The organism is Chryseobacterium sp. StRB126 (assembly GCF_000829375.1).
Lineage (GTDB): Bacteria > Bacteroidota > Bacteroidia > Flavobacteriales > Weeksellaceae > Chryseobacterium.
The window spans coordinates 146347-172399 of record NZ_AP014624.1 but is presented as its reverse complement, the minus strand read 5'-3'; the positions used below and the strand labels follow the sequence as shown (position 1 = coordinate 172399).

The following is a 26053-nucleotide window of genomic DNA, read 5'->3' as shown; positions in this document are numbered from 1 at the left end:
TGTATTAGTTGTTTTATAAATGATAAATAATGATTTTCTTATCGCTTGGTTACATTTCTACCAAAGACTCTTCCGTCTTTTAAAGTAAACCTAAGGATGTATACTCCCCAGTCATAACCGGTCATATTGATTTTTACCTGACGGTTTAGATCTGGCATATTCTGTTGTTGAAATTTCCAGTGAGTAGTACTATGCTGGTACAATGAAACAGATTCAATAAGACCATCTACTTCTTCAGTCCAGTCTATCGTAAGAAAATCGTTGACAGGAACCGGGTACAATCTGATGTTTTTCAGAAATGTTTTTTCATCCATTTGAGGTTCTTGCTTTGCAATAGCAGTTTTTGCTGCCTCAGCTTCTTGTTTTACTATTTCTTCAGGTGCTTTTTTAGCAGCAGCATTCGTTCCTCTATATCGTTGGTTTCCGGCTTCATCATATTTAAAATAGACTTCTGTCTGAGAATATCCCAGAAAACCGATCAATAGAGAAAATGCAGAAAGTAATTTTCTTTTCATGTTTATCTTTTTGTGGTTAATATTTGTTGTACCTGTTTTTTTAATTCTTTAATTTCTTCTGATTGAGATTTTAGCTGCTTATTTTGTTCAATTGAATAAAGAGTCAGCTCTTCAATCTTTTCAAGAAGTTTAGCATCCATTTCACCAAGGTTAATTCCATTTTTCATGACCTCATCTGTAGAAGGAATATTCGGCAAATGACCTTTTTCTTCAATATGCTTTTCAACCTCTTCTAAAGTTCTAAGTCTATAGTTTTTGTTAAATACATAATCTGCCCAACCGTTGGCTGTGGCAACATCAATCTTTACCTTTTCTGTTCGGATTCCGTCTTTCACAAACATTCTGAATTCGCTGCAATCCCCACATGTAGCATCAGGATTGGTTCCTAAAAAAAGTTTTCCGTTTGCTCGTAGTGACATAATCCATCCGTAAGTCGTAGAAGTTGGCCATCCTGCTACATCTAATATCCCTGGGTTATTGGGCTGATAAAGACTGTATCTTAGGAAAACAAGGGAGTTTCCACCCGGGTGATTGGCAGCAGTATTTCCTACATAGAACGTATCAGATAAGGCACTTGCTGTGATTAGAGTTCTCCCAGATACATTAAGAGCAATTCCATCCGAAGAAGCTCCAGTAATCCCTACAGCTCCATTGGCATTCAAACGGATTCTTTCCATGTTATTGGTTTTTAAAACTAAGTCTTTTGCATCCGATGTTCCCAAGAAATTGGTAGAAGAATCTGTGCCTGAATTTCCTGTAGTGTTCCAGCTTTGTGCGAAAATACTGGACGCAGCTATAGTGCAAACCAATAGTAGTGTTCGTTTCATATATAAAAAATTAATTTTGTTTAGAGATTGAAATAAATGAGAATATTTCTTATGGATTGTGAATTGTTGTATTACTTTAATAACGGTTATTTAATTTTTCACAAAGGTAGTAAAAGCCTGTTTGAAAGAGTGGGGAACTGTTTATTAATAGGGGTTTTTGGAAGATTTATGGATTTGTTAATTATCTTAATGGATGCAATAATAAGTATGGCATTTTTTTTGAAAATATATAACAGTTGAGTGATAAATATAATTTTTGAAAAACCTGTAAGGATGAGGGGGGAATGATTTTTGTCATGTTTAAAACGTTGAAGATTCACCCATTTTATAAAAAAACTTTACCTTTGTAGCAATGAACCTCTTAAGATGGATATTGGCAATTTATTTCATGGCGTTATCTTTAATGCCATGTGAAGACGTGTCTCATCCATTAAATTCAGGAAACAAAGTAATTTCTTTAAGCATTTCTGAGAGTCATTCCACAGACAAAGGGGATATTTGCTCGCCATTGTGTGCTTGTAGTTGTTGCCAGATGACTGTTTCTGCTTTTAAAATGGATCCATTACTGGAACTCCCTGAACAGATTCCTGCTTATTTTTCAAAGAAAATCTTATTTCACAAAAACGACTTTGCCTATCAGATATACGATCCTATCTGGCAACCTCCTAAAATTTAATTGTATTGATTGTTAGAAAGTTATGCTTTCTGCACCTACTTGAAACTTTGCAATACCATTGCAGAGGTTTTCAGGATATTTTTGCTGCAGTATTCTATGCTGTATGCTTATATTTTCAATAAAATTAAATAAAAATCGTGTTAGATAAAATCATAAAATTCAGTATCAAGAACAAGGCTGTTATTGGTATTATGACCCTGCTATTGGTCATCTGGGGAGTATGGAGTGCCTCCAAATTACCTATAGATGCCGTACCGGATATTACCAACAATCAGGTTCAAATCATTACCGCTTGCCCTACACTGGCAGGGCAGGAAGTAGAACAACTGGTAACCTTTCCCATTGAGCAAAGTATTGCCAATGTTCCGGATATTCAGGAAACAAGAAGTATTTCAAGATTCGGACTTTCTGTTATTACAGTAGTCTTCAAAGAAAATGTTGACATATATTTTGCCAGACAGCTTATCAATGAACAGTTAAAAAATGCTGTGGAAGAAATTCCCAAAGGAGTGGGAACTCCCGAATTAGCTCCAGTAAGTACAGGTCTTGGAGAAGTATATCAATATATTCTTCACCCTAAAAAAGGCAGTGAGAAGAAATATGATGCTAAGGAACTAAGAACCATGCAGGACTGGATTGTTCGCAGACAGCTCAACGGAACTCCGGGAGTAGCTGAGATCAACAGTTTTGGAGGTGAGCTTAAACAATACGAAGTGGCTATCGATCCTAATCGATTGAAGGCTATGGGAACCAGTATTACCGAAATCTTTACAGCCCTTGAAAAAAATAATCAAAATACAGGAGGTGCTTATATTGACAAGAAACCCAATGCCTATTTTATCCGTGGAATCGGACTGGTAACTTCTCTGGAAGATATTAAAAATATTGCCGTTAAAAATGAAACCGGAAGTGTTCCAATCTTCATCAAAGATGTTGCGGATGTTCGTTTAGGAAGTGCCGTACGTTATGGAGCATTAACCTATGACGGAAAGGTAGATGCGGTAGGTGGAGTAGTGATGATGCTCAAAGGAGCTAACAGTAATGAAGTTGTCAACAATATTAAAGCAAAAATTCCTACCATTCAGAAGTCTCTTCCGGATGATGTGGTGATAGAACCGTTTTTGGACAGAACAGACTTAGTAGGAAGAGCCATCAGTACTGTTGAAAAGAATCTGATTGAAGGAGCTTTGATTGTTATATTCGTTCTTGTGGTTTTCCTTGGAAATTTAAGAGCAGGTCTTATTGTAGCTTCAGCCATTCCACTTTCTCTTTTATTTGCTCTGGGAATGATGAATGTTTTTGGAGTAAGTGCCAACCTGATGAGTCTTGGAGCTATAGACTTCGGACTCATTGTGGATGGAGCCGTTATCATTGTGGAAGCCACCTTGCATCATTTAGGCGTAAGGAAATCAATGCGGACGTTAACGCAGTCTGAAATGGATGAAGAAGTGTTTCTTTCAGCATCAAAAATTAGAAGCAGTGCAGCATTTGGGGAAATTATTATCCTGATTGTATATATTCCAATCCTTACTCTGGCTGGGGTGGAAGGAAAAATGTTTACACCAATGGCTAAAACAGTTGGATTCGCCATTCTTGGAGCACTGATCCTTTCATTGACTTACATTCCGATGATGAGTGCTCTATTCTTGTCTAAAAAAGTATCACACAAAGAAACTTTTTCAGATAAAATGATGAATTTTCTGCAGAAGATTTATCAGCCCTTATTACAGAAAGCTATTAAAGTAAAATATATTATTGTTTCGACAACAGTAGCGGTTTTTGTGATTGCAGCTTTCGTCTTTAAAAATATGGGTGGTGAGTTTATTCCTCAATTACAGGAAGGAGATTTTGCGTTCCACTGTATTTTGCCACAGGGAAGCTCACTCAGCCAGAGTATAGAAACCTCTATGCAGGCTTCCAGAATTATCAAACAGTTTGATGAGGTGAAAATGGTTGTTGGAAAAACCGGATCAGCTGAAGTTCCCACAGATCCAATGCCACCGGAAGCAACGGATATGATTGTAGTATTAAAACCACAAAGTGAATGGAAGACCAAAAAATCCTATAACGAACTGGCCGATGAGATCAGTGAAAAGCTGGAAACGATTCCCGGAGTATTCTTTGAGAAAAATCAGCCTATTCAGATGCGTTTTAATGAATTGATGACAGGGATCAGACAGGATGTTGCCGTGAAGATTTTTGGGGAAAACCTAGATTCACTGGCTGTGTATGCTGATAAAGTGGGAAAAATTATTCAAACCGTTGGTGGGGCAACTGCTCCTCAGATTGAAAGAGTAAGTGGGCTTCCGCAAATCAATGTACAATATGACAGAACAAGAATTGCTAATTACGGGCTCAATATAGAAGATGTCAACAATGCGGTAAGTACTGCCTTTGCAGGGAAAGCTGCCGGACAGGTTTTTGAAAATGAAAGGCGTTTTGATTTGGTGGTCCGCTTGGATAGCCTTCACAGAACCGATATCTCAGATGTAAATAACCTGATGATAACCTCGGCTTCCGGAGCTCAGATTCCATTGTCACAGGTTGCGAATGTGAGCTATAAACTTGGTCCGGCACAGATCAGCCGTGAACAGGGAAAACGTAGAATCGTAATAGGTTTTAACGTGAAAGGGAGAGATGTGGAAAGTGTGGTAAAAGATATTCAGGCCAAACTGGATAAAGTGAAATTACCATCCGGATACTATTTTACCTATGGTGGGCAGTTTGAAAACCTTCAGGAAGCAAGTAAGCGTCTGATGATTGCAGTTCCAGTATCACTGTTGCTTATTTTCATGTTGCTGTATTTCACGTTTAAATCATTCAAGCAGGCCGCTTTGATCTTTACGGCCATTCCAATGAGTGCTATCGGAGGTGTTTTTGCGCTTGTAATAAGAGATATGCCGTTCAGTATCAGTGCCGGAATTGGGTTCATTGCCCTGTTTGGAGTCGCAGTACTTAACGGAATTGTATTGATAGGAACCTTTAACCAGTTGGAGAAAGAAGGAGAAACAGACATTTTAAAACGAGTTTTTGAAGGAACCAAAACCAGATTAAGACCCGTTCTGATGACCGCAACAGTTGCTTCTTTAGGATTTTTACCGATGGCCATTTCTACAGGAGCAGGAGCGGAAGTGCAGAAGCCTTTGGCAACCGTAGTCATTGGAGGGCTTGTAACTGCTACATTCCTTACATTATTTGTGCTGCCAATGTTGTATATCATTTTTAACACAAAGATTTTGAAAAGAAAGAATAATAATATGCAGTCATTAACCGTAGTTCTTATTTTTGGATTAATGATATTGGGGCAGACCTTCAAAGCTCAGTCCAGACCAATATCTGTTGAGGAGGCTGTACAAATGGCGATGGATAATAATTTAACCTTGCAGTCAAAAGATTTAAGCATTAAATCAGCAGAAGCTTTGAGACCAACTGCTAAAGAACTGCCCAAATTAAGCTTTGATGCTCAGTTAGGACAATACAACAGCCCTAAATTTGACCAGTCATTTGCCATTTCACAAAGTATTCCTTTTCCAACCCTATTTAAAGCGAGAAAGGAACTCATCAATGAAACGATTAAAAGCAAGCAGATTGATAAAGAGATCACAACCAATGAACTGATTAAAGATGTTCGTACCTATTATTATGAGATTGAATATTTTCAGTATAACAAAGAAAAACTCACTAATCTTGCCGGGTATTATGAAGATTTTATCAGAATTGCAACGGTAAGATTTAAGGCGGGTGATATCAAAAAGATTGAGATTAACACGGCAGAAACCCAAAAAGGAGAAGTAGATCTGCTGCTGAGACAGAATGAAGTGTACTTAAATAATGCCTATAAAAATTTAAAAACACTTTTAAATACCTCCGAGAATCTGGAAGTTCCATTCAAAACAAACTATGAACCTTTAAAAGCGGAAAATGTATTGGATAGTACCGTGGTAGCCAATAATCCTACGGTAAAAGCATTTTATCATGAAATGGAAATTGCGGAGAAGAATAAAAAAGTTGAAAAAGCTACAGGGTTACCGGATTTTAGCTTAGGATATACCAACCAGTCACTGATAGGTTTCCATACCATCAACGGGCAAGAGAATTTTTACGATTCCGGAAAACGTTTTCAATCGGCAACAGTAGGAGTAGCCATTCCATTAACATTTGGAGCTACGAAAGCAAGAATGCGGGCGTTGGAATATGATAAACAAGTAGCGGAAACCAATGCGAGGATGCAAAAAAAGCAACTTACAGCACAGTTAGAAAACGCTTTTAATCAATACCAGCAGGATATCCAGCAGTATGATTATTATATCAATCAGGCGTTGCCCAATGCTGAAAAAATTGTAAAAGCCGCTCAATTAGGATATAAAACAGGTGAAATTTCCTATGTGGAATATCTTTTTGCGCTGCAGACGGCAACGAATATTCAGTTGAAATATCTGGAATCTATTCAGCAGGTGAATCAAGCTGTAGTAACCATTAATTCAATCATTAATAAATAATATGAAGTCGATTGTAAAAGACCTTAGCATCCATAAAAATTCAAATATGAAATTCAAATATAATATCGTAGCCCTTGTACTCATCTCTCTGTTTGCTGTAAGCTGCGGAAAAAAAGAAGCTAAAGAAGAAAAAGCTCCTGAAAAGACAGAACAGAAAGAGCAGGCACATGAAGAAGAACCACAAACCATTGCCTCTTTAACCGAAGAGCAAATGAAATCGGTTGGTGTGGCTTTAGGAACTGTAGAAATGAAAGAACTTACTTCCACCATCAAAGCCAACGGTCTTCTGAGTGTACCGAACAGCAATAAAGCAACCATTACTTCTTTGTATGGCGGAATCATCAAAACGATAAATATTCAGGTAGGAAGTATTGTGAAAAAGGGTCAGGTGATTGCCACCATTGCCAATCCGGAATACATCCAGCTGCAGGAAGATTATTTAACGACCAACAGCAGAATTACCTATGCAGAACAGGAGTTCAGAAGACAACGAGAGCTTTTTGATAACGATGCCGGAGCCAAGAAGAATCTTCAAAGTGCCGATGCAGAGCTGAAAACATTAAGAACCAAAAGAGCATCTCTTTTAAAACAGCTTCAGATGATGGGAATCAATCCCGGAAATGTAAACAACGGTAATATGAGGTCCGGTTTGGTGATTACAGCTCCGATCAGTGGAACCATCAGCAGTATTACCGCTCAGATAGGAAGCTATGTAGATATTTCGTCTCCTGTGGCTACAGTAATTGATAACGGTTCTATTCATCTGGATCTTCAGGTATTTGAAAAAGATCTTCCAAAGATGAGAGTAGGGCAGATTGTTCACTTCAAGTTAACCAATAATCCGGAAACCGAATATGATGCGAAGATTTATAGTATTGGTTCTTCCTTTGAAAATGAGAGTAAAACCATTTCCATGCACTGCGAGGTGATCGGAAATAAAGCAGGACTAATTGACGGAATGAATATCACCGGGATCGTAAGCCTTGATAAAAGTGTTACTCCAGCTGTCCCTACCGAAGCCATCGTAGAAGCAGACGGGAAGTTCTATATCTTTATTCAAACTGATAAAAAAGTAGAAGAAGAACATGACGAAAAAGGGAAACCTCATCCTAAAACGTTGAATTTTGAAAAAGTAGAAGTGGTGAAAGGAACTTCAGATATGGGATATACAGCCATTACTCCTGTCGGGAATATTCCGGATAATGCTAAAATCGTAGTAAAATCTGCCTTTTTTGTGAATGCCAAATTAGTGAATTCAGGAGAACACGAACACTAGGACAAGAGATCAGAATCAGCGAAATGTTGATTTTTATACGTAAATTAGAGCTGTTTACGGGCTTATTATATTGAAGTATAAAAACCGACTGAGGGAAAAGTAAAGAGTATCTTACAATATTTAATACATGAATTATTATGCTATTAAACAAAAAAATATCAGTTTGGTATTTCATCCGTGAAATAAAATCTCAGATTCTGTTCATCGGAATATTTGCTGTAGCCATTGGCCTTTTGGATATGCTGCCATGGTTCCGGAAAATTTCACTTCCCCTGAATATTCCTGCGCTCTTGGGAACAGCAGTATCATTGTTGCTGGCATTCAGAACCTCTCAGTCTTATGAAAGATGGTGGGAAGCAAGAACTGTTTGGGGGGCTATCGTAAATGATTCCAGAAGCTTCGTAAGGCTGGTCATTCAGTTTTTACCTGCTGAAGATCATAAAACAGTCCGGGAATTTGCAGAGAGACAGATCATTTGGACCTATGCTTTAGGAGAATCATTGAGAAAATTACCTTTTTCAGATAAAGTTCAGAACTATTTGAAAGAAAATCAGATCAATGGCGCTAATATTCCAAATGCTCTTCTGGATGCACATTCTAAGCAGCTTAAAGAGATAGGAAATTCAAAATTGACAGATTTCCAGCAAATGCAGCTGAATGATATGGTAACCAGGCTTTGCGACAGTATGGGAAAATGTGAAAGATTAAAGAATACGGTATTTCCCAGGTCTTACAGTATTCTGGTTCATACCTTGATCTATGTATTTGCGATTATATTACCATTTGGATTGGATGACTCTCAGCTAATCATAGAGATTCTCATTACTTTCCTGATTCCGATCGTGTTCATTACCATCGAAAAGACCTCTATCATGATGCAGGATCCCTTTGAAAACAGACCTGTAGATACTCCGGTAACCTCGCTGGCACAAACCATAGAGATTAATATCAGACAAATGATTGGGGAACAAAACGTTCCACCTAAAAAAGAAAATACATCCTATTATGAAATGTAATTAATTCATGAGCTATGGAAAATACCAAAACACCAATACAAACTCCATCCGCAGCAAGCAGGCACAAAAAAAATCTGCTGATTGTATTATGCCTGAGCGGAACTTATCTTATTGCTGAGGTCATAGGCGGAATTGTAACGAACAGTCTTGCCTTATTAGCCGATGCAGCACATATGCTGACGGATGTTGTGGGCTTATTGCTGGCATTTATAGCCATAAAGATAGGAGAGAAAAAAGCAGACCCTTCAAGAACCTACGGATATTACCGTACCGAAATATTAGCAGCCGTAATCAATGCTGTTGTTCTTTTAGGAATTTCAATCTATGTATTGTTCGAGGCCTATCAAAGATTTCAGAATCCACCGGAAGTGCAGAGCAAATCAATGCTGATTGTAGCCGGAATCGGATTATTGGTGAATGTTGCTGGTATGATGATTCTCAGAAAAGATTCAGAAGGAAGCCTGAACATGAAAGGCGCTTATTTTGAAGTATTGTCCGATATGTTAACTTCTGTGGGAGTAATGATTGCCGGAGTGATTATGCTGACAACCGGCTGGTATTATGCAGATCCATTAATTTCCGCAGCCATTGGATTATTAATATTTCCACGAACATGGAGACTGTTGAAAGAAGCCATCAATGTATTGCTGGAAGGAACTCCGGCTGATGTAGATATTCAAGACCTTCGAAAATCTCTGGAACAGATTCCGGGAGTGAAGGATGTTCATGATCTGCATGTATGGTCACTGACTTCCAGTGTGAATGCAATGAGCGCCCATGTTGTTAAGGATGATGGAGCTTCCCAGAATCAACTATTAAAAACATTGAGAGATACAACGATTGAGAATTTTAAAATAAGCCATACCACTTTTCAGATTGAAGAAGAAGGATATGAGGAAAATGAAGTACATCTGTAATATTTTAAAGGATTAACAATGAAAAAAGATATAGAAAACAAACTCATCGATAAAAATACCAAGCCTACAAGCATGAGGATTCTGGTGTATGATTTTCTAAGCTCACAGGATGCTGCAATGTCTCTGTCTGAAATAGAAAATCACTTTGAAAATGCAGATAGGATTACCATTTACAGAACCTTAAAAACCTTTGAGGAAAAAGGAATTGTTCACAGCATTCAGGAAAATACCACTACAAAATACAAATTGTGTGATGATGATTGTGACGAAAAAACCCATAAAGACTGGCATCTTCATTTCTATTGCAAAATATGTAAACAGACCACCTGCAAAGAAGATATTTCCTTTCCGGAAAATAGACAGACCAATTTCCGGATTGATGAAATAAGGCTTTTTGCTAAAGGAATCTGTGAAAATTGTCTGGAAAGTTTGCAATAGCATTGCATCTGTCTCACCATTAAATTTGTATAAAAATTTCAGTTATGGAAAAATGCTGTAGTAGAACCCCGGAAAAAGAAACAAAAGGACACCCACATAATCATTCAGCAGGAGATGGGCATGACCACGATCATGACGGACACGATCATTCTCATGATACTGGAGATCAAAGTATTTTTCAGATGTTTCTCCCGGCGATTATATCCTTTGTAATTTTATTATTAGGAATTGCTTTTGACAACTATATAAAACCCACATGGTTTACAGGATGGGTACGCTTAGTTTGGTTTTTGGCAGCCTATATCCCTGTAGGATTTCCAGTTCTGAAAGATGCTTATAAAAGCATGATCAAAGGAGATGTATTTTCAGAATTCTTTCTGATGAGTATTGCTACCATTGGAGCCTTTGCCATCGGAGAATATCCTGAAGGTGTTGCGGTGATGTTGTTTTATGCAGTAGGAGAAGTTTTCCAATCCATGGCAGTTTCCAGAGCTAAAGGAAATATCAAAGCATTACTGGATCAAAGACCTGATGAGGTTACGATTATGGACAATAATCAGCCTAAAACCATCAAAGCAAAAGAAGCAAAAGTGGGTGATGTCATTCAATTGAAACCTGGTGAAAAACTGGCATTAGATGGAGAACTATTGTCCGACTCTGCATCATTCAATACAGCTGCCTTGACGGGTGAAAGTAAACCGGACACCAAAAATAAAGGTGAAGTAGTATTGGCAGGGATGATTAATATGAACAGTATTGCCCTTGTGAAGGTAACTACAGCGTATGAAGACAGTAAATTAAGCAAAATATTAGAATTGGTTCAGAATGCAACAGCCCAGAAAGCTCCTACTGAATTATTCATCAGAAAATTTGCAAAAGTATACACTCCGATTGTTGTATTTCTGGCCATAGGAATTACTTTTTTACCATACTTCTTTGTGGGTGATTACCAATTCAGAGATTGGTTATACAGAGCATTGATCTTCCTTGTAATTTCATGTCCTTGTGCCTTGGTAATCTCTATTCCATTAGGATATTTTGGAGGAATTGGAGCAGCCAGCCGAAACGGAATTTTATTCAAAGGAAGTAACTTCCTGGACAGCATTGCAGAGATTCAGAATGTAGTAATGGATAAAACCGGAACAATGACAGAAGGAGTCTTCAAAGTTCAGGAAGTAAGCATTAGCCCTGAATTTAATAAAGATGAAATCATGCAGCTGGTTAATCTGCTGGAAAGTAAAAGTACACACCCTGTAGCCACGGCTATTCACAACTATGTAGGAGATGTCAATTATTCTATTCCAATGGAAAATGTAGAAGAAATTGCCGGGCATGGATTAAAAGCAACCGTCAACGGAAAAGAACTTCTGGTAGGAAACTTCAAACTAATGGATAAGTTCAATATAAGCTATGATATCAACCATGCTAATATTGTATACACCCTAATTGCAGTAGCATATGATAAGAAGTTTGCAGGCTATATCACGATTGCAGACAGCATTAAAACAGATGCCAAAGAAACGGTTGATAACCTTCATAAAATGGGAGTAAAAGCAACCATGTTGAGTGGAGATAAAGGAACCGTTGTAAAATATGTAGCCGATCAGTTGGGTATTGATAATGCATTCGGAGATCTTTTACCGGAAGATAAAGTGAATAAAGTAAAAGAAATCAAAGCAAAAAATCAGACGGTAGCTTTTGTAGGAGATGGAGTGAATGATGCCCCTGTAGTTGCTTTAAGTGATGTGGGAATAGCGATGGGAGGCTTAGGAAGTGACGCCACCATTGAAACAGCAGATGTCGTTATTCAGGATGATAAACCAAGTAAAATTCCGATGGCGATTAATATCGGTAAACAAACGAAAAAGATCGTTTGGCAGAATATTATTCTTGCCTTTGCTGTAAAAGCGGTAGTTCTTGTACTTGGTGCCGGAGGTTTGGCAACAATGTGGGAAGCCGTATTTGCAGATGTGGGAGTTGCTTTGTTGGCAATTTTAAATGCCGTGAGAATTCAGAGGATGAAATTTTAACCCAAAAAAACATACAACTATATTATATTAACGAAGGCTCTGCTGGTTACAGCGGAGTCTTTTTTGTGATGTAGAGGAAAAAGGTTGTTGGGAGACGCAAGGACGCAAAGGTTTCTACTTATGTTGTGCATATTTAAGGCGCAAGAAAATCGAAAATTTTCAGCAAGTACATAGATTTTATACATAAAAAATCATCCGTGTATTCGTAGCCATAAATATGCAGCATTCAATTTTATTGCAGATAAAATCCTAGCGCCTTAAAAACATAATCTTTTAAAAACTCTTAGCACCTTGGTGTATTCCAACAACTTCTGTATCATCCTCAAAAAAAGCTCTGCTGAAATATCAACAGAGCTTAACAAGATTAAACTTTTATAAAGAACTAAATTTTTTGTTTTGATAAGGCAAAGAAATCAAACTCCTCTTTCCCTATACTGAACTGATGCTCTCCAACCTTTGAAAACCCATTTCTATCATAAAATTGTAATGCCCTTTCATTGGAGTTCAGAACAGATAACCAGATATACTGCTGGTCAGAATTTTCAAAAGAAGTCATCATTTCATCCATTAAAGTTCTCCCCACTTTTTTATCCAAAAATTCTTTGAGTACATAGATCTTTTGTAATTGGGAAACAGCAGCTGAATCAATAAATTCAGTAGGAGAGTGTACTTTCAGTTTTGCATATCCAATAGGAAGCTCGTTCCAGAATGCTATCCAAAATTTATTATTATGATTTCGTATACTGTTTCTGATCTTGGCAACACTGAAGGTCCGTTCAAAATAATCAAACAAATCCTGTTGATCCCGGAAATGTTCTGAAAATGTTTCGGTGAAAGTTATTCTTCCCAGTAATGCAATATGTTGTGCATCTTCTGGTGTTGCGGTTCTGATCTGAATCATGACATACATTCTGAAGCCTTGTAATCAAAGTTCGTTATAATATTAGGATGATGACAGATACAGTTTTGTTAATTTTATAGGTAACAGATTATTGGTGATGGTTAAAATTTTTCGCAGGTTTTGCTGATTACGCAGATTGTTATCCACAATCATCTGTGGAAGTCTGTACTATCTGTGGTTAAATATAAACGCAATCCTAAAAGTTTTCTTCGTCTTCGTGTATTCCAACCAAACATAAGAAACCAATCAAAACCATCAATGACATTCATCATAAATAGAACAGAAAACAATTTTGAAGTAGTATATTTGTAACAGAGAACTGAAGAATTGAGATTATTAATTTCCATATTTATCATTTTTACGGTTGCGGTACGTCCTGTTCTGCCTCTGGTAAACTATGCGGTAAATTATAATTATATTGTGAAAAACCTTTGTGAAAAGAGAGAAATTCCTCAGTCAACCTGTAAAGGAAAATGCTATATTGAAAAAGAACTGGCAAAAACAGAAAGGCAGTCTAGTACTTCACAGACTATAAAGATTGCAGGACTGGATGTCTTTCTTTCTCATGAGATTCTTTCTTTTTCAGATAACAATGATACTGAATTAAAAGATGAAACTCCAGATTCATATTATTTTGATTCACATTCTTCAGATTATTTTTCAAGGATATTCCATCCACCATTAGTTTAATTCTATGTTGAACTAAATTTTTAGTTTTAAGCTAAGAAGCATTTAAACAATTCATTATAAATTAACCTGAAAAACTTTGTCAATAGGTTTTTTATACGATTTCAACTGATCGTATGGTTATTTTGATGTATCGTTTAATCCCGTAATTTTATTTAACATTTATTAATTTCAATTATCATTAAATGAAATCTCCAATTATTTTGATGGCGCTGCTGTCAATAACCCTGTTTTCCTGTGCAAAAGAACCTCAGGTAAAACATAAAAGCCATATGGATTCTTCCGGAGAAAATATAAAAAATGTTCAGGTGGTGAACGAAGAAGATCCTATCTGCCATATGAAAACGGCAGGTTCTTTAAAAGATACTGCAGTATATAAAACTAAGGTATATGGCTTCTGCAGTTCGTATTGTAAAGATGAATTCAAGAAAAATCCTGAAAGTTATGCCCAAAAATAATCAGAAGAATAACAAGAACAAAATCATTATTCCGATTGCAGTGTTCGCTTTACTGTTCTTAGGAATAGGAGTTGGAATGAGTTATTTTAAAAAGAATCTTTATACGGTGATGAAGGTTCCTGATTTTGAACTGACAGATCAGAACGGTAAAAAAATTACCAATAAAGATATGCTGGGGAAAGTGTATCTGGTAGAGTTTTTCTTCAGTAAATGTCCTACAATTTGTCCGGTTATGAATACGAATATGAAAGCCGTTCAAAACCAAATTAACAATCCAGATTTTGGAATTATTTCCATCAGTATTGATCCTGAAAATGATACTCCGCAAACTTTAAAAGAGCATGCCCAAAGAATCGGAGCAAAATCTCCTAACTGGCATTTCCTGACAGGTGACAGAACCTACATCGGGAAACTTGCAGATCAGTTCAATATTTATGTAGGAGATAAGGAAGATGAGGCGGAAAGTCTTAATCACAGTGGAATGATTGCCCTTGTAGATGAGAAAGGTAACATCCGCTGCAGATACAATAAAGAAAATATGCCTATCCTTTATTACTCTGGATTGAATTACGAAGACCCTGAAGGAAAAGTACCAAGACTGAACGGAAAATATCATCCGGACAGAGAGATCCTGATTGAGGATATTAAAAAGTTATTAGATTAGAATGGAAGATGGAAGCACGAAGATGGAAGTATTCTTCGTTTATAGAAGAAAAGGAGTGCAGATTATTAACTAATATAACTCCCAGCTTCAAGCATCCTTACTTCCTTTCTAAAGAAATATTGTTTAACCATACAACAAAACATTATGAAGATTATGAAAATAGCTGCTTTAGGAGCAGTATTCGCGGCTCAGTTTACACTGGCACAATTTAAGCAAACACCTTTACCCTATGCTTATAATGCATTGGAAGGATCAATAGATGCGCAAACAATGGAGATTCATTATTCAAAACATGGGGCAGCCTATGCCAGTAACCTGAATAAAGCGATTGCAGGAACTCCACAGGAAAAAGAAACTTTGATTAAGATTCTTTCTGAGACTTCAAAATTAAGTCCTGCGGTAAGAAATAATGCTGGTGGGCATTATAACCACGAACTTTTCTGGACGATTCTTACTCCGGAGAAGAATACCCAACCTTCTGCAAAATTAGCAAAGGCTATTACCGAAACTTTTGGAAGTATGGATGCTTTCAAAGAAAAGATAAGTAAAGCAGGAGCAGATCGTTTCGGATCAGGATGGGCTTGGCTTTCTGTGGATAAAAACGGAAAACTTTTCGTTTCCTCTACTCCTAATCAGGACAATCCATTGATGGATATCACTGAAGAAAAGGGAACTCCAATTCTGGGAATTGATGTTTGGGAGCATGCTTATTATCTGAAATATCAGAACAAAAGAGCAGATTATCTTTCAGCCATCTGGAATGTGCTGAACTGGAAAGAAGTGAGCAAAAGATATGATGACGCTTTAAGCAAAAAATAATTTATGAAATTAATTTACAGCATACTCTTTATTAGCTATATGGTGTTCAGACCTCTGATACCACTGGCTGAGTATGCTGTAAATTATGATTATATTGTTAATACACTCTGTGTTAACAAAAGCAAACCGGAGCTCCACTGTAATGGAAAATGTTATTTGAGCAAAGAGGTAGCAAAAACCAATGCTGATGCAGAATCTACTCCTTTCAATAAAGCAAAAAGCTCAGGGCAGAAAATTCTTGATATGTATACACTGCCTGAAATTGCAGAGATAGCTCACACTGGAAAAATGATAGTTTCCAAAACTAATTTCATCTACGAAACAGCTTATTCTTTTCTGTTTCTGAAACACATTTTCAAACCACCGGTTTTTTAGTATTCTCCTATAGAAAATTAACCACAACAGTTTATTTAAGAAATCTTGAATAAGCTTATAATCCTATGGCGTAGAAAGCTCACAAAACTTGAAATTTTTTGATTTTCAAAAGTGTTATGTGTACTTATCAACACTCTGTGGATAACTTTAAAATACCCTAAGTGTTATAAAAGTCTTTTGTGCCTTTTTGTGGTAAAAAATATTGAATGTCTCTTCATTCAAGGTATTTCTATTGTATTCACCCAACTAAAAAATCAACAATGAAAATGTATCAACTTTTCATAATGAGTTTCCTGTTGACGGCAGTTTCCTGCACTCTCGACAAAACGGATTATGAAAGCGAAATCAACACAGCCGTTCCGGAACATTACGAATTTAAAGAAGCTGCCACCGTAAATAAAGATGGTTATACAATAAGCATCGAGACTTTAAACGGAACATTTTATCAAGGGTATAATGAAATCAGATTAAAGATTACTGATACCCAAACACATGAAAATATCAATGTTTCGGATGTTACTTTTTTACCGATCATGACGAAGGCTGATGGAAGCAAAGCTTCATGCCCTTATCAATATAACCTAGAATATAAACCGGATGGAAAATATTATTCAGGATATTCCGTATTTACTGATAAAAGCAATACCGCAGCGAACTGGAAACTTTATCTGAGTTTCACGGTGAACCAAACAATATACACGGTCAGCAAAGATGTTACTGTGAATGAACAGAGTAATAAGAATCTTAATATGACCTCGTTTACAGGAAATGATGGTGAACAGTATTATATTGCACTTATTTCTCCTCAAAAACCGAAAGTGGCGGAAAATAAACTGGTAGCAGGGATTTATAAATACAACAAGCCTACTGCTTCTACAGGTGTTTTTCCTGATCCTTCACAGTTTTATTATTCGGAAGTGAAAGGCTACACACTACAATTGGATCCAAGAATGCCGGAACCATCTATGGGAAATCATTCTTCTCCTAATAATCAGGATTTAAAACAAGAAAATGATGGTTTATATCATGGAGTTGTCAATTATACCATGACGGGGAACTGGACCTTAAACTTTATCCTGCTTAATCAAAATGGAAAAATTATCAAGGGAACTAAGGTTTCTACAGATTTTACGCCAGGGGTTCCGGGAGCTAAAAGTGAACTTTTTATTGACACCTTATTCTAGTTTCATGAAGCAGTTCGGAATGATATTGATGTTTTTGGGAGTTATAATACATGCTCAAAACAGAAAGGCACGAAAAGACAGTATTACGCTTTTAGATAAGGTAGAAGTAAAGAGCGGTAAAAAGAAAATGGAGACCGATATGAAAATGTCAGTTTCAGTGGACGAATTTCTGGCATCATCAGATAAAATAAGCTTTATAAAACGGGGAGCGTATGCCTGGGAACCTTTACTCAATAACATGAGTACGGAACGTTCTGTTGTTACCATTGATGGAATGCGGATTTTTGGAGCCTGCACCGATAAAATGGATCCGGTGACTTCTTATCTGGAGAGCAATACTCTTTCATCGATAGATATAAAATCAGGTCAGGAAGGGAGTTCGCATGGAGCTACAGTAGCCGGAAGTATTGATTTAAAAAGAAAAAGCACTCCTTTTGGTCTTGAGAAAAAGTGGAATGGAGCTTATCAGACAGGTTTTGAATTTAATAATAAACAGTTTTTCAATCTTGGGAATATTTCCTATTCCGGGAAAAAACTTGTGGTGGATGGAAGTATTTCCTTAAGAAAAGCACAAAATTATTATGACGGAAATGACGTTGAGGTCAATCATTCACAATATAATAAATTCAATACGGGAATTGGGATAGCCTATAAAACAAGTCCTTTATCTTCAGTAAGAGTAGATGCAATTTTCGATATGGCAAAAAATGTAGGATTTCCTGCATTACCAATGGATTTATGGCTTTCCAGAGCAATGATTACATCTGCTTCCTACAGGCAATTGTTTAATGAAGGATGGATTAAATCCTGGGATACCAAAGTCTATTACAATACCATAGAACATTATATGGATGATACAAAGCGTCCTGAAAATCTTGTACACATGGATATGCCCGGATGGAGTACTACTTATGGATTGGTTTCTTCGGTGAATCTGAAAAAAGAACGGTATACCTCAGCCATAGAACTCAATATGTACAATAATACATCCATTGCAGAAATGCGGATGTATCCGCAGGATCGAAAGAACAGAACCATGTTTGCCTACAGCTGGCCTTGGGTAACTACCCGTTTTGCAGGGCTTTCGATGAATAACAGCTGGGAAATATCGGATAAAAGCAATGTAAGCTTTGGAGGATCTTTAGGATTAAATTACAATGAGTCCAAATATGCAGAGTTCAACTGGATCTTTCACCCGGGAGCACCTCCGCAAAAAACGAGGATTCTTCCCAGCTTACATGCAGGATATCAATTTACGGAGAATCATTTTAGCTTTTCTGTAGGAACCGGCTACGGACATAGAGCGCCTTCTGTTTCAGAAGGCTATGGATATTATATCTACAATAGTTTTGACCGGTATGATTATATCGGAAATCCTGATTTAAAAAACGAAATTTCCTATGAAACCAACGCCAGTGCAGGTTTTAAAAATGAAAAAATGAGTATTGAAGCCAAAGTGAATTACTTCTATATTCAGAATTACATCATTGGGAAAATTTTAAGTCTGGGAAGCCCTATGAATTATCAATCGGTAGGAGTGAAGGCGTATACTTCACTGGATCATGCAACACTTTTTAATATGGCCCTGAATGCCGGTTATAATATTTTACCGGAACTCCATTGGAAAGGAACTTTAACCTATGCCCGTGGAAGAGATGATAAAGGAAAGAATCTACCCTTCATTCGACCTTTAAGCTATCTGACATCCTTACATTTTACCCATCATAATTTGGGAGTTCAGACTTCTGTGAATGGAGATTTCATCCAACATAATTACAGCCCGGAATATGGAGAAGATCAAACCCCGGCTTATGCTGTCTGGAATTTCTCAGTGAACTATACTTTCAATATCCAAAAATTGAAAACCGTTTTTCAGGTAGGTGCAGAAAACCTGTTGAATAAATATTACAGCACCTATGCAGATTGGGGAAACATCCCAAGAATGGGGCGCAATATCTACACCTCTTTAAAATTTAATTTTTAAGGATAACAACTTTAACTAAAACAACCACTAAAATTTTTACAATGCAAAACTTAAAAAAATATTTACTATTATCAGCTTTTTCACTGGGTATAATTTCCTGCCAGAATAGTGATGATAATCCTGTAGCGAATAATGTAACCCTTGAATTTAACAATACGTTTAAGAATACAACCATTATTCTTGGAGGATCTACGTCTGCTATGGCAACCACAAATACTTCTGCAGAAGGACAGGTTCATCACTTTTCAGAATTGAAATATGTAATCAGTAACATTCGTCTGATAAAGGCAGATGGCAATGAAGTTCCTTATAAAATTAATGATCTGGATCAGGGCGCTACAGTAATAGATCAATCAAAACCGGAGACTCTTCGTTATATTTTAAGTAATATCCCAGCAGGAGAGTATAAAAGGATCAAGTTTGGATTAGGTGTAAAAAGAGATCTGAACGTGCTGGATCAGGTGAGATTTCCCAAGTTCTATGCAACCGCAGGAGCCAATGATACACAAATGATGTGGGAATGGGGAGCCGGTTATCGTTTTACAAAAATTGAAGGTTTCTATGGGACGGATAACAAACAGATGTCTATCCATACAGGAAGTACTATAAAAGGATCTGAAGGAAATTTTACTCAGGGAGTAGATGCCTACAGGGAGGTTACCTTAGACTTGCCTAAAAATGCAATAGTAGATAACAAAGCACCTAAAATTACTGTTAAAGCAGACTTTGATAAATTATTGACAGGTAAAATCAACACCATTGTATTGGTTACCGGAACAGGATCAGATGGTAATGCCACTCCGAATATCCATACAGCCAATCAAATGATAAAGTTTGTGGATAACTTAGGTGGAAATGGTTCCAGTGATATTTCCGGAATGTTTTCTGTAAGCAGTGTTGAAAACTAGATTTATCCCAGCTGCAATGGAAAAAGGAATAAGTATTTTAGCGATTTTTATACTGTTAATCTCTTGTAATAACGATCATTATGAGCCGGTTCCGCTTGATAATCCGCAATTATCACTCAATATTCCTTTGGGGTTTCCGGAGCTCAATACTTCGGTGAATTCCAATAGACCTACAAAATATGGGGTGGAGCTGGGAGAGAAGCTATTTCATGAAAAAAGACTGAGTGCAGATAATACCATTTCCTGCTCCAGCTGTCACATTCAGGGAAATGCTTTTGCGGATAACAATGTTCAGGCGATAGGTATTCAGAATAGAGTAGGGCTGCGGAATGTACCGACTATTCAGAACATGATGTTTATGAAGTTTTATAATTGGGACGGGAATATTCTTCAATTGGAAAACCAATCGCTGGTTCCTATTATCACTCATGAAGAAATGGGTTCTTCTATTTTGGAAGTCATTGGTAAAATAAAGGATGATCTTCTATATAAAGATTTATTCAGAAAAGCCTTTGGAGATGAAACCGTTACTCCGGAAAGAATTTATAAAAGTATTGCACAGTATGAATACACGCTAATTTCCGCTAATAGCAAGTATGATAAAGTAAAACGAAATGAAGGGGAAACTTTTACAGATAACGAAGCTCAGGGGTACCGGACTTTTCAACAAAAATGTGTAAGCTGCCATAGCACAGAGCTTTTTACCGATCAGAGCTTCAGAAATATTGGATTTCCACTAAATACCAATACCAATGAGGCAGGACGTGGGAGAGTAACAGGTCTTCCGCAAGATTATATGAGCTTTAGGGTTCCTTCATTAAGAAATGTAGAATATACGGCTCCTTATGGAAGTTTCGGGCAGTTTCCAACTTTAAAAGCCGTTCTTGATTATTTTGATAAAGGGGTTCTGGATGCTGATAATCTTGATCCTATCTTTAAAAACAATGGAAACACAATTCCTCTCACAGAACAGGAAAAGACTAATCTTATCTTGTTTATGAAAACTTTGAGCGACCGTGAATTTGTGAAAGATAAGCAAAGAAACTCCAATAGAAATTGATTGTTTAAATCCCGTTACAAGCTAACGGGATTTTTCATGTTTATGCATTGATAATCATTTTATTCTGCATCACATTGTATCTGGCAGGATTTTTATATCTTTGCCGAAATTTGGTGAGCCGTAACAGGCTCTTAAAAGGGAATCCGGTGAAAATCCGGAACAGACCCGCTGCTGTAAGCTCCACGCCAAAGTTTTTGAAGAATATATCCACTGTTTTTACGAATGGGAAGGATTTCAAAAATGGAGTAAGTCAGAAGACCTGCCAGAATAAATAAACGTTTGACGCTTTCGTGGAATAAAGCTTAGGACTACAATGATGCTGTGCAGTAAATGCTGTGCTTTGTCATTGCTTTTCTTATATCCATTAGCGTCATCATTATCCCTGAATGAGCTAATGGTGGCAAAACTGACTACATCTCAACTTCATAAAATTGTTTTCACAATAAGTGTGTTAACATCACAATTCTTGTTTTCTCAAACCAAGAAAAAAGATACTATTAAAGAAGAAGCTATAAAGGCGGTCAATATTTACAAAAAGAACTTTAAGGAGATCTTACCGGCCCAGACTTTACAGGGCGAAGAGCTCGAAAGGCTGAACAGCCACTCTGTTGCCGATGCGTTGAGGTACTTTTCAGGAATTCAGATCAAAGATTATGGTGGAATGGGTGGTTTGAAGACCGTCAATATCCGAAGTATGGGCAGCCAGCATGTAGGAGTATTCTATGATGGTATTCAATTAGGTAATGCCCAAAACGGATTGGTAGACCTGGGAAGATATTCTCTGGATGATCTGGAAGAAATTTCATTGTACAACGGGCAGAAAAGTGAGATTTTCCAACCCGCAAAAGACTTCGGGTCATCAGGATCAATTTATTTACAACCCAAAACACCAGTATTTACAGGAAATAGAAAAACCAATCTTACCATAAGAGCCAAAAGTGCCTCCATTGATTTATTTAATCCTTCTTTTCGGTTAGAGCAGAAGATATCAAAACGGATAGCAGCAAGCTTTAGTGCAGAATTTCTCCAGAGCGATGGTCTTTACAAATTTCGTTATGGCAGGAAGTTTCCCAATGGTACAACAGCTTCTGATACCATTTCTAAAAGATATGATTCAGATATTAAAGCAAAACGCTTTGAAACATCTGTGAATGGAACTTTGAATAACGGAAACTGGAATATTCGAGGTTATGGTTATATTTCAAACCGTGGGATTCCTGCCCCTATTGTGAAAAATCGCTTTAAGGCCAGAGGAGCAAGAATGTTGGATGAAAATTATTTTGTACAGGCCAATTTCAGGAAAAAGCTGTTTCCTAAGTTTGAAACACAGCTGAAGGCAAAATTTGCCTATGATTACACTTATTTCAATGATACGGTACGATCTCAATCCGGGATGCCTGCGAAAAATACTTATATTCAAAGGGAGGTTTATGTTTCCTCTTCCAATTTATATTCAATTACCCCTAATTGGGATGTCAGTTTAAACGGAGATTTCCAGTACAATAACCTTGATGCTGATTTGTATAATTTTTCTTATCCTACCCGTTATACAAGCCTGGTTGCATTGGCCACAACCTATCAGTGGAACAGATTTAAATTCTTGGGAAGCTTGTTAGGTACATTTACTTCAGAAAAGGTCAAAATGAATATCAAACCTGATGACAGAAGAGAATGGACTCCTGCTTTCTTCATGAGCTATCAGCCTGCTTCTATACCGGAACTTACCCTTAGAGCTTTCTATAAAAATATCTTCAGGCTCCCAACATTTAACGATTTGTATTATACCAGCGTTGGAAATACTTTTCTGAAACCGGAATTTACCCATCAGTATGATCTTGGTTTTACCTATCAGAAAAAGTATGACAAGTCTTTATTCAAAGGGCTGTATGTAAAGGTTGATGGGTATTATAACAGGGTAACAGATAAGATCGTGGCCATCCCTACCACCAATATGTTTCGTTGGATGATGCTCAATCTGGGAAAGGTTGAAATTATAGGAGCAGACGTAAATGTTCAGACGGAATTAATGCTTGGGAAGGTGAAACTTAGGCCATTATTAGCTTATACTTATCAGAGTGCCCAGGATAAAACAATCACTAAAGGGGTTAAGGAAACCTATTTCGGGGAGCAGATTCCGTATACACCAAAGCATAGCGGATCTTTTACCCTAATGGCAGATTATAAAGACTGGAGTTTTAATTATAGTACAATCTATGTTGGGGAAAGATATGACGGACAGCAGGATAATATCCGCTATAACTATATTCAGCCCTGGTATACCCACGATCTTTCTGTTCAGAGAAAACTAAGCCTTGCCGGGCATCCTTTTAAAATAAACCTTGAAATGAACAATGTCTTTAATCAATATTATGACGTTGTCCTGAATTATCCCATGCCGGGAAGAAATTTCAGACTCACTTTAAATTTTACACTATGAAGAAGCTAAATCTGTGTTTTTTATTTTTTGTATTCATTGCCCTTACTTCCTGTCGTACAGATGACACGATCATTCCTATGGAAGTAGTGGAGGGACTTAATCCCGTTGAGAAAACAACCATAAAAGGATTCTATGTATTAAACGAAGGGAACATGGGAAGTAATAAATGTACCCTTGATTTCTTTGATTATACCAAAGGAACCTATTTCAGAAATATCTATTCCGAAATCAATCCGAATGTTTTGAAAGAACTGGGAGATGTAGGAAATGATATTAAGATTTATGGAAGCAAAATGTACATTGTGGTGAATGTTTCCAATACCATCGAAGTCCTTGAGGCGAAAACAGCCAAGCACATTAAATCGATCTATTTACAGAACTGTAGATATTTAACCTTCAAGGATGGAAATGCTTATGCCAGCAGCTATGCAGGCCCTGTAGATATCAACCCATTAGCTCCCAAAGGAAAAGTTGTGGAAATAGACACTTTATCCCTGTCTATCAAAAGAGATGTAACTGTAGGATATCAGCCTGAAGAAATGGAAGTGGTAGGGAATCAGTTATTTGTAGCTAATTCCGGAGGATATATGGTTCCGAATTATGATAAAACTGTTTCAGTAATCGATCTGAACACTTTCACAGAAAAGAAAAAAATTGATGTCGCCATTAATCTTCATCGTCTTAAAAAAGATAATTACGGGGATCTGTATATAACATCAAGAGGAGATTATTATAATGTTCCTTCCAATTTATATCTGGTAGATGCAGCAACAGGAAACATTAAAAAAGATTTTCATATTGCAGTGAGCGAGATGACTATCGTGAACGATAAGCTGTATTACTATGGAAATGAATTCAACTACAATACCCATTCCTACGTAAAAACATATGGAATTATAGATGTAAAGACAGAGCAGGTCATTTCCAACCGGATTATTGATAAGGAATATGAAGACCTGATTAAAACACCATACGGAATTGCCGTCAATCCTATCACAGAAGACATTTATATTACAGATGCCCGAAACTATGTATCCATGGGATTTGTATACTGCTTTGATAAAAACGGACATTTTAAATGGAAAACCGAAGGCGGAAATATCCCTGCCCACTTTGCCTTTTTATACAATTAAACAAAACTGATAGACATGAATAAAAAAACAATTAAGTACATAACAACCGGGCTTTTATCCTTTTTTTTAGCAGGGATGGTAACCTCCTGTCAAAATGATGATGAGGTTACAGCGATTCCTACCGATCCGGAAGTAATCCCCCCTTCTTTTAAATTAGATACAGCCTATACTATTGAGCGTTTCAGAGTATTGAGTATTCCTACCAATATTTCCGGAAAAGTTACCTGGAGTATTAAAGATTCTATTATTTCTGAAAATGCTGAGCTGGAATTCATCAGTACAAAGACCGCTACTTATCCTTTGACATTAAAGGTGGGAGCTAATAAAATATTTCAAACCAAAATAGTGGTAACCAAGGAAGCAGGAACGCTGAGTAAATATATCTCCAAAGTATTTGATTTCCGTCCGGCTGTTGGCCAGTTCACGAATGATATTCCTGAATATGAATTGGGCAATACTGAGGCAGATATGCTTAAGAGAGTTAATGGATACCTTGTAGGCTCTAATCCATCAATGGTTAGTCTGGGAGGTTACGGAGGTTATGTTGTATTTGGTTTCGATCATACGATTCCGAATATGGAAGGAAGAGATTTTAAGGTCTTGGGAAATGCATTCTTTGGAAACTCTGCCAATGATCCCCGCTCAGGAAACTGTGAGCCGGGAATTATAATGGTAGCTTATGACAAAAACAAAAATGGTAAACCGGATGATAATGAGTGGTATGAAATTGCAGGGAGTGAATACTTTAAAAATGAAACCCTGAAAAATTATGGTATTACTTATTTCAAACCTGATGAAAATAAAACTCCAGTTCCCGGAAACGATAGCTGGCAAACTGATGTGGAATACATCAAATGGCAGGATAATATCGGAAATACAGGATTTAAAACAAAAATGGCCTTCCATACACAAAGCTATTATCCGCTATGGCTGTCAGGGGCTTCCTATGGTTTTACAGGAACCAGACTTAAAGATAATTATTACGACCAAAGCGGGGCAGGGAACTATTGGGTAGGAAAGTCTTATGATTTCGGATATGCAGATAATGCACCCAACAATGATGAAGCTTCCAATATTGATATTTCCTGGGCTGTTGACAAAACCGGTAAATATGTAAAACTTCCGGGAATCGATTTTGTGAAAGTATACACAGGAGTAAACCAGGAAGCCGGTTGGCTGGGAGAAGTGTCTACAGAAGTGGCAGGTGCTTACGATTTACATCTGAAAAAATAACAAGCGTAACATATAT

Annotated in this window: 22 protein-coding genes and 1 riboswitch; of the genes, 19 read left to right on the top strand and 3 right to left on the bottom strand. The window is 37.1% G+C overall.

The features are described 5' to 3' along the window. Positions 1–38: 38 nt before the first annotated feature. Together CHSO_RS00835 and CHSO_RS24820 are read right to left on the bottom strand one after the other, a co-directional pair. The gene (locus CHSO_RS00835) at positions 39–515 is read right to left on the bottom strand and encodes a hypothetical protein (protein ID WP_045491315.1); all 477 of its coding nucleotides are present in this window, start codon (positions 513–515) and stop codon (positions 39–41) included. A gap of 2 nt (positions 516–517) precedes the next feature. Continuing rightward, positions 518–1342, bottom strand: coding sequence for a hypothetical protein (locus tag CHSO_RS24820; RefSeq protein ID WP_052480451.1), 825 nt, complete (start codon positions 1340–1342; stop codon positions 518–520). A gap of 352 nt (positions 1343–1694) precedes the next feature. Between CHSO_RS24820 and CHSO_RS25265 the strand changes: the two genes are divergently transcribed. The 7 genes from CHSO_RS25265 (at position 1695) to CHSO_RS00795 (ending at position 12194) form a co-directional block, all read left to right on the top strand. Further along, positions 1695–2018: a DUF6660 family protein gene (locus CHSO_RS25265; protein ID WP_084220902.1), complete on the top strand. Its 324-nt coding sequence runs from the start codon at positions 1695–1697 to the stop codon at positions 2016–2018. A gap of 137 nt (positions 2019–2155) precedes the next feature. Next, complete coding sequence (locus CHSO_RS00820) at positions 2156–6517, top strand: CusA/CzcA family heavy metal efflux RND transporter (protein ID WP_084220901.1); 4362 nt, start codon at positions 2156–2158, stop codon at positions 6515–6517. 46 nt (positions 6518–6563) lie between these two features. Next, complete coding sequence (locus tag CHSO_RS00815; RefSeq protein WP_045491311.1) at positions 6564–7793, top strand: efflux RND transporter periplasmic adaptor subunit; 1230 nt, start codon at positions 6564–6566, stop codon at positions 7791–7793. Positions 7794–7930: 137 nt separating this feature from the next. Beyond that, a complete protein-coding gene (locus tag CHSO_RS00810) occupies positions 7931–8809 on the top strand; it encodes a bestrophin family protein (RefSeq protein WP_045491308.1) in 879 nt (292 codons plus the stop codon). 14 nt (positions 8810–8823) lie between these two features. Next, positions 8824–9726 (top strand): cation diffusion facilitator family transporter, encoded by a 903-nt coding sequence (locus tag CHSO_RS00805; protein ID WP_045491305.1) that lies wholly within the window; start codon positions 8824–8826, stop codon positions 9724–9726. A gap of 18 nt (positions 9727–9744) precedes the next feature. After that, positions 9745–10164: a Fur family transcriptional regulator gene (locus tag CHSO_RS00800; protein WP_045491302.1), complete on the top strand. Its 420-nt coding sequence runs from the start codon at positions 9745–9747 to the stop codon at positions 10162–10164. A 44-nt stretch (positions 10165–10208) separates the two neighbouring features. Next, on the top strand, positions 10209–12194 hold the full coding sequence (locus tag CHSO_RS00795; protein ID WP_045491299.1) for a heavy metal translocating P-type ATPase: 1986 nt from the start codon (positions 10209–10211) through the stop codon (positions 12192–12194). A 382-nt stretch (positions 12195–12576) separates the two neighbouring features. Here CHSO_RS00795 and CHSO_RS00790 read toward each other — a convergent pair whose 3' ends face one another. Continuing rightward, the gene (locus CHSO_RS00790) at positions 12577–13095 is read right to left on the bottom strand and encodes a GNAT family N-acetyltransferase (RefSeq protein WP_045491291.1); all 519 of its coding nucleotides are present in this window, start codon (positions 13093–13095) and stop codon (positions 12577–12579) included. 327 nt (positions 13096–13422) lie between these two features. Here CHSO_RS00790 and CHSO_RS00785 point away from each other — a divergent pair, with 327 nt between their 5' ends. The 12 genes from CHSO_RS00785 (at position 13423) to CHSO_RS00730 (ending at position 26037) form a co-directional block, all read left to right on the top strand. Beyond that, positions 13423–13785, top strand: coding sequence for a hypothetical protein (locus CHSO_RS00785; protein ID WP_045491288.1), 363 nt, complete (start codon positions 13423–13425; stop codon positions 13783–13785). Between the two features lie 182 nt (positions 13786–13967). Then, positions 13968–14240, top strand: a complete 273-nt coding sequence (locus tag CHSO_RS00780) for a YHS domain-containing protein (RefSeq protein ID WP_045491285.1) — start codon at positions 13968–13970, stop codon at positions 14238–14240. Further along, positions 14227–14904 carry an SCO family protein gene (locus CHSO_RS00775; protein WP_045501640.1) on the top strand — a complete coding sequence of 226 codons (678 nt, stop codon included), beginning with the start codon at positions 14227–14229 and terminating at the stop codon, positions 14902–14904. Before CHSO_RS00780 ends, CHSO_RS00775 begins: the two co-directional genes overlap by 14 nt. A gap of 144 nt (positions 14905–15048) precedes the next feature. Continuing rightward, positions 15049–15723, top strand: a complete 675-nt coding sequence (locus CHSO_RS00770; protein WP_045491282.1) for a superoxide dismutase — start codon at positions 15049–15051, stop codon at positions 15721–15723. Between the two features lie 3 nt (positions 15724–15726). Further along, positions 15727–16098 (top strand): hypothetical protein, encoded by a 372-nt coding sequence (locus CHSO_RS00765; RefSeq protein WP_052480450.1) that lies wholly within the window; start codon positions 15727–15729, stop codon positions 16096–16098. A 260-nt stretch (positions 16099–16358) separates the two neighbouring features. Next, on the top strand, positions 16359–17282 hold the full coding sequence (locus CHSO_RS00760; RefSeq protein WP_045491277.1) for a hypothetical protein: 924 nt from the start codon (positions 16359–16361) through the stop codon (positions 17280–17282). Between the two features lie 4 nt (positions 17283–17286). Next, entirely contained in the window at positions 17287–19266 is a 1980-nt protein-coding gene (locus tag CHSO_RS00755) for a TonB-dependent receptor plug domain-containing protein (protein WP_045491274.1), read from the top strand. 41 nt (positions 19267–19307) lie between these two features. Beyond that, entirely contained in the window at positions 19308–20174 is an 867-nt protein-coding gene (locus CHSO_RS00750; protein WP_045491271.1) for an MbnP family protein, read from the top strand. Between the two features lie 16 nt (positions 20175–20190). After that, positions 20191–21234, top strand: coding sequence for a cytochrome-c peroxidase (locus CHSO_RS00745; RefSeq protein ID WP_045491268.1), 1044 nt, complete (start codon positions 20191–20193; stop codon positions 21232–21234). Between the two features lie 94 nt (positions 21235–21328). Further along, positions 21329–21516: riboswitch (cobalamin riboswitch) on the top strand. Between the two features lie 58 nt (positions 21517–21574). Beyond that, entirely contained in the window at positions 21575–23671 is a 2097-nt protein-coding gene (locus CHSO_RS00740; protein ID WP_316932462.1) for a TonB-dependent receptor plug domain-containing protein, read from the top strand. Next, positions 23668–24804, top strand: coding sequence for a YncE family protein (locus CHSO_RS00735; protein ID WP_045491263.1), 1137 nt, complete (start codon positions 23668–23670; stop codon positions 24802–24804). Before CHSO_RS00740 ends, CHSO_RS00735 begins: the two co-directional genes overlap by 4 nt. Positions 24805–24819: 15 nt before the next feature. Beyond that, positions 24820–26037: a hypothetical protein gene (locus tag CHSO_RS00730; protein WP_045491260.1), complete on the top strand. Its 1218-nt coding sequence runs from the start codon at positions 24820–24822 to the stop codon at positions 26035–26037. Positions 26038–26053 lie beyond the last annotated feature (16 nt).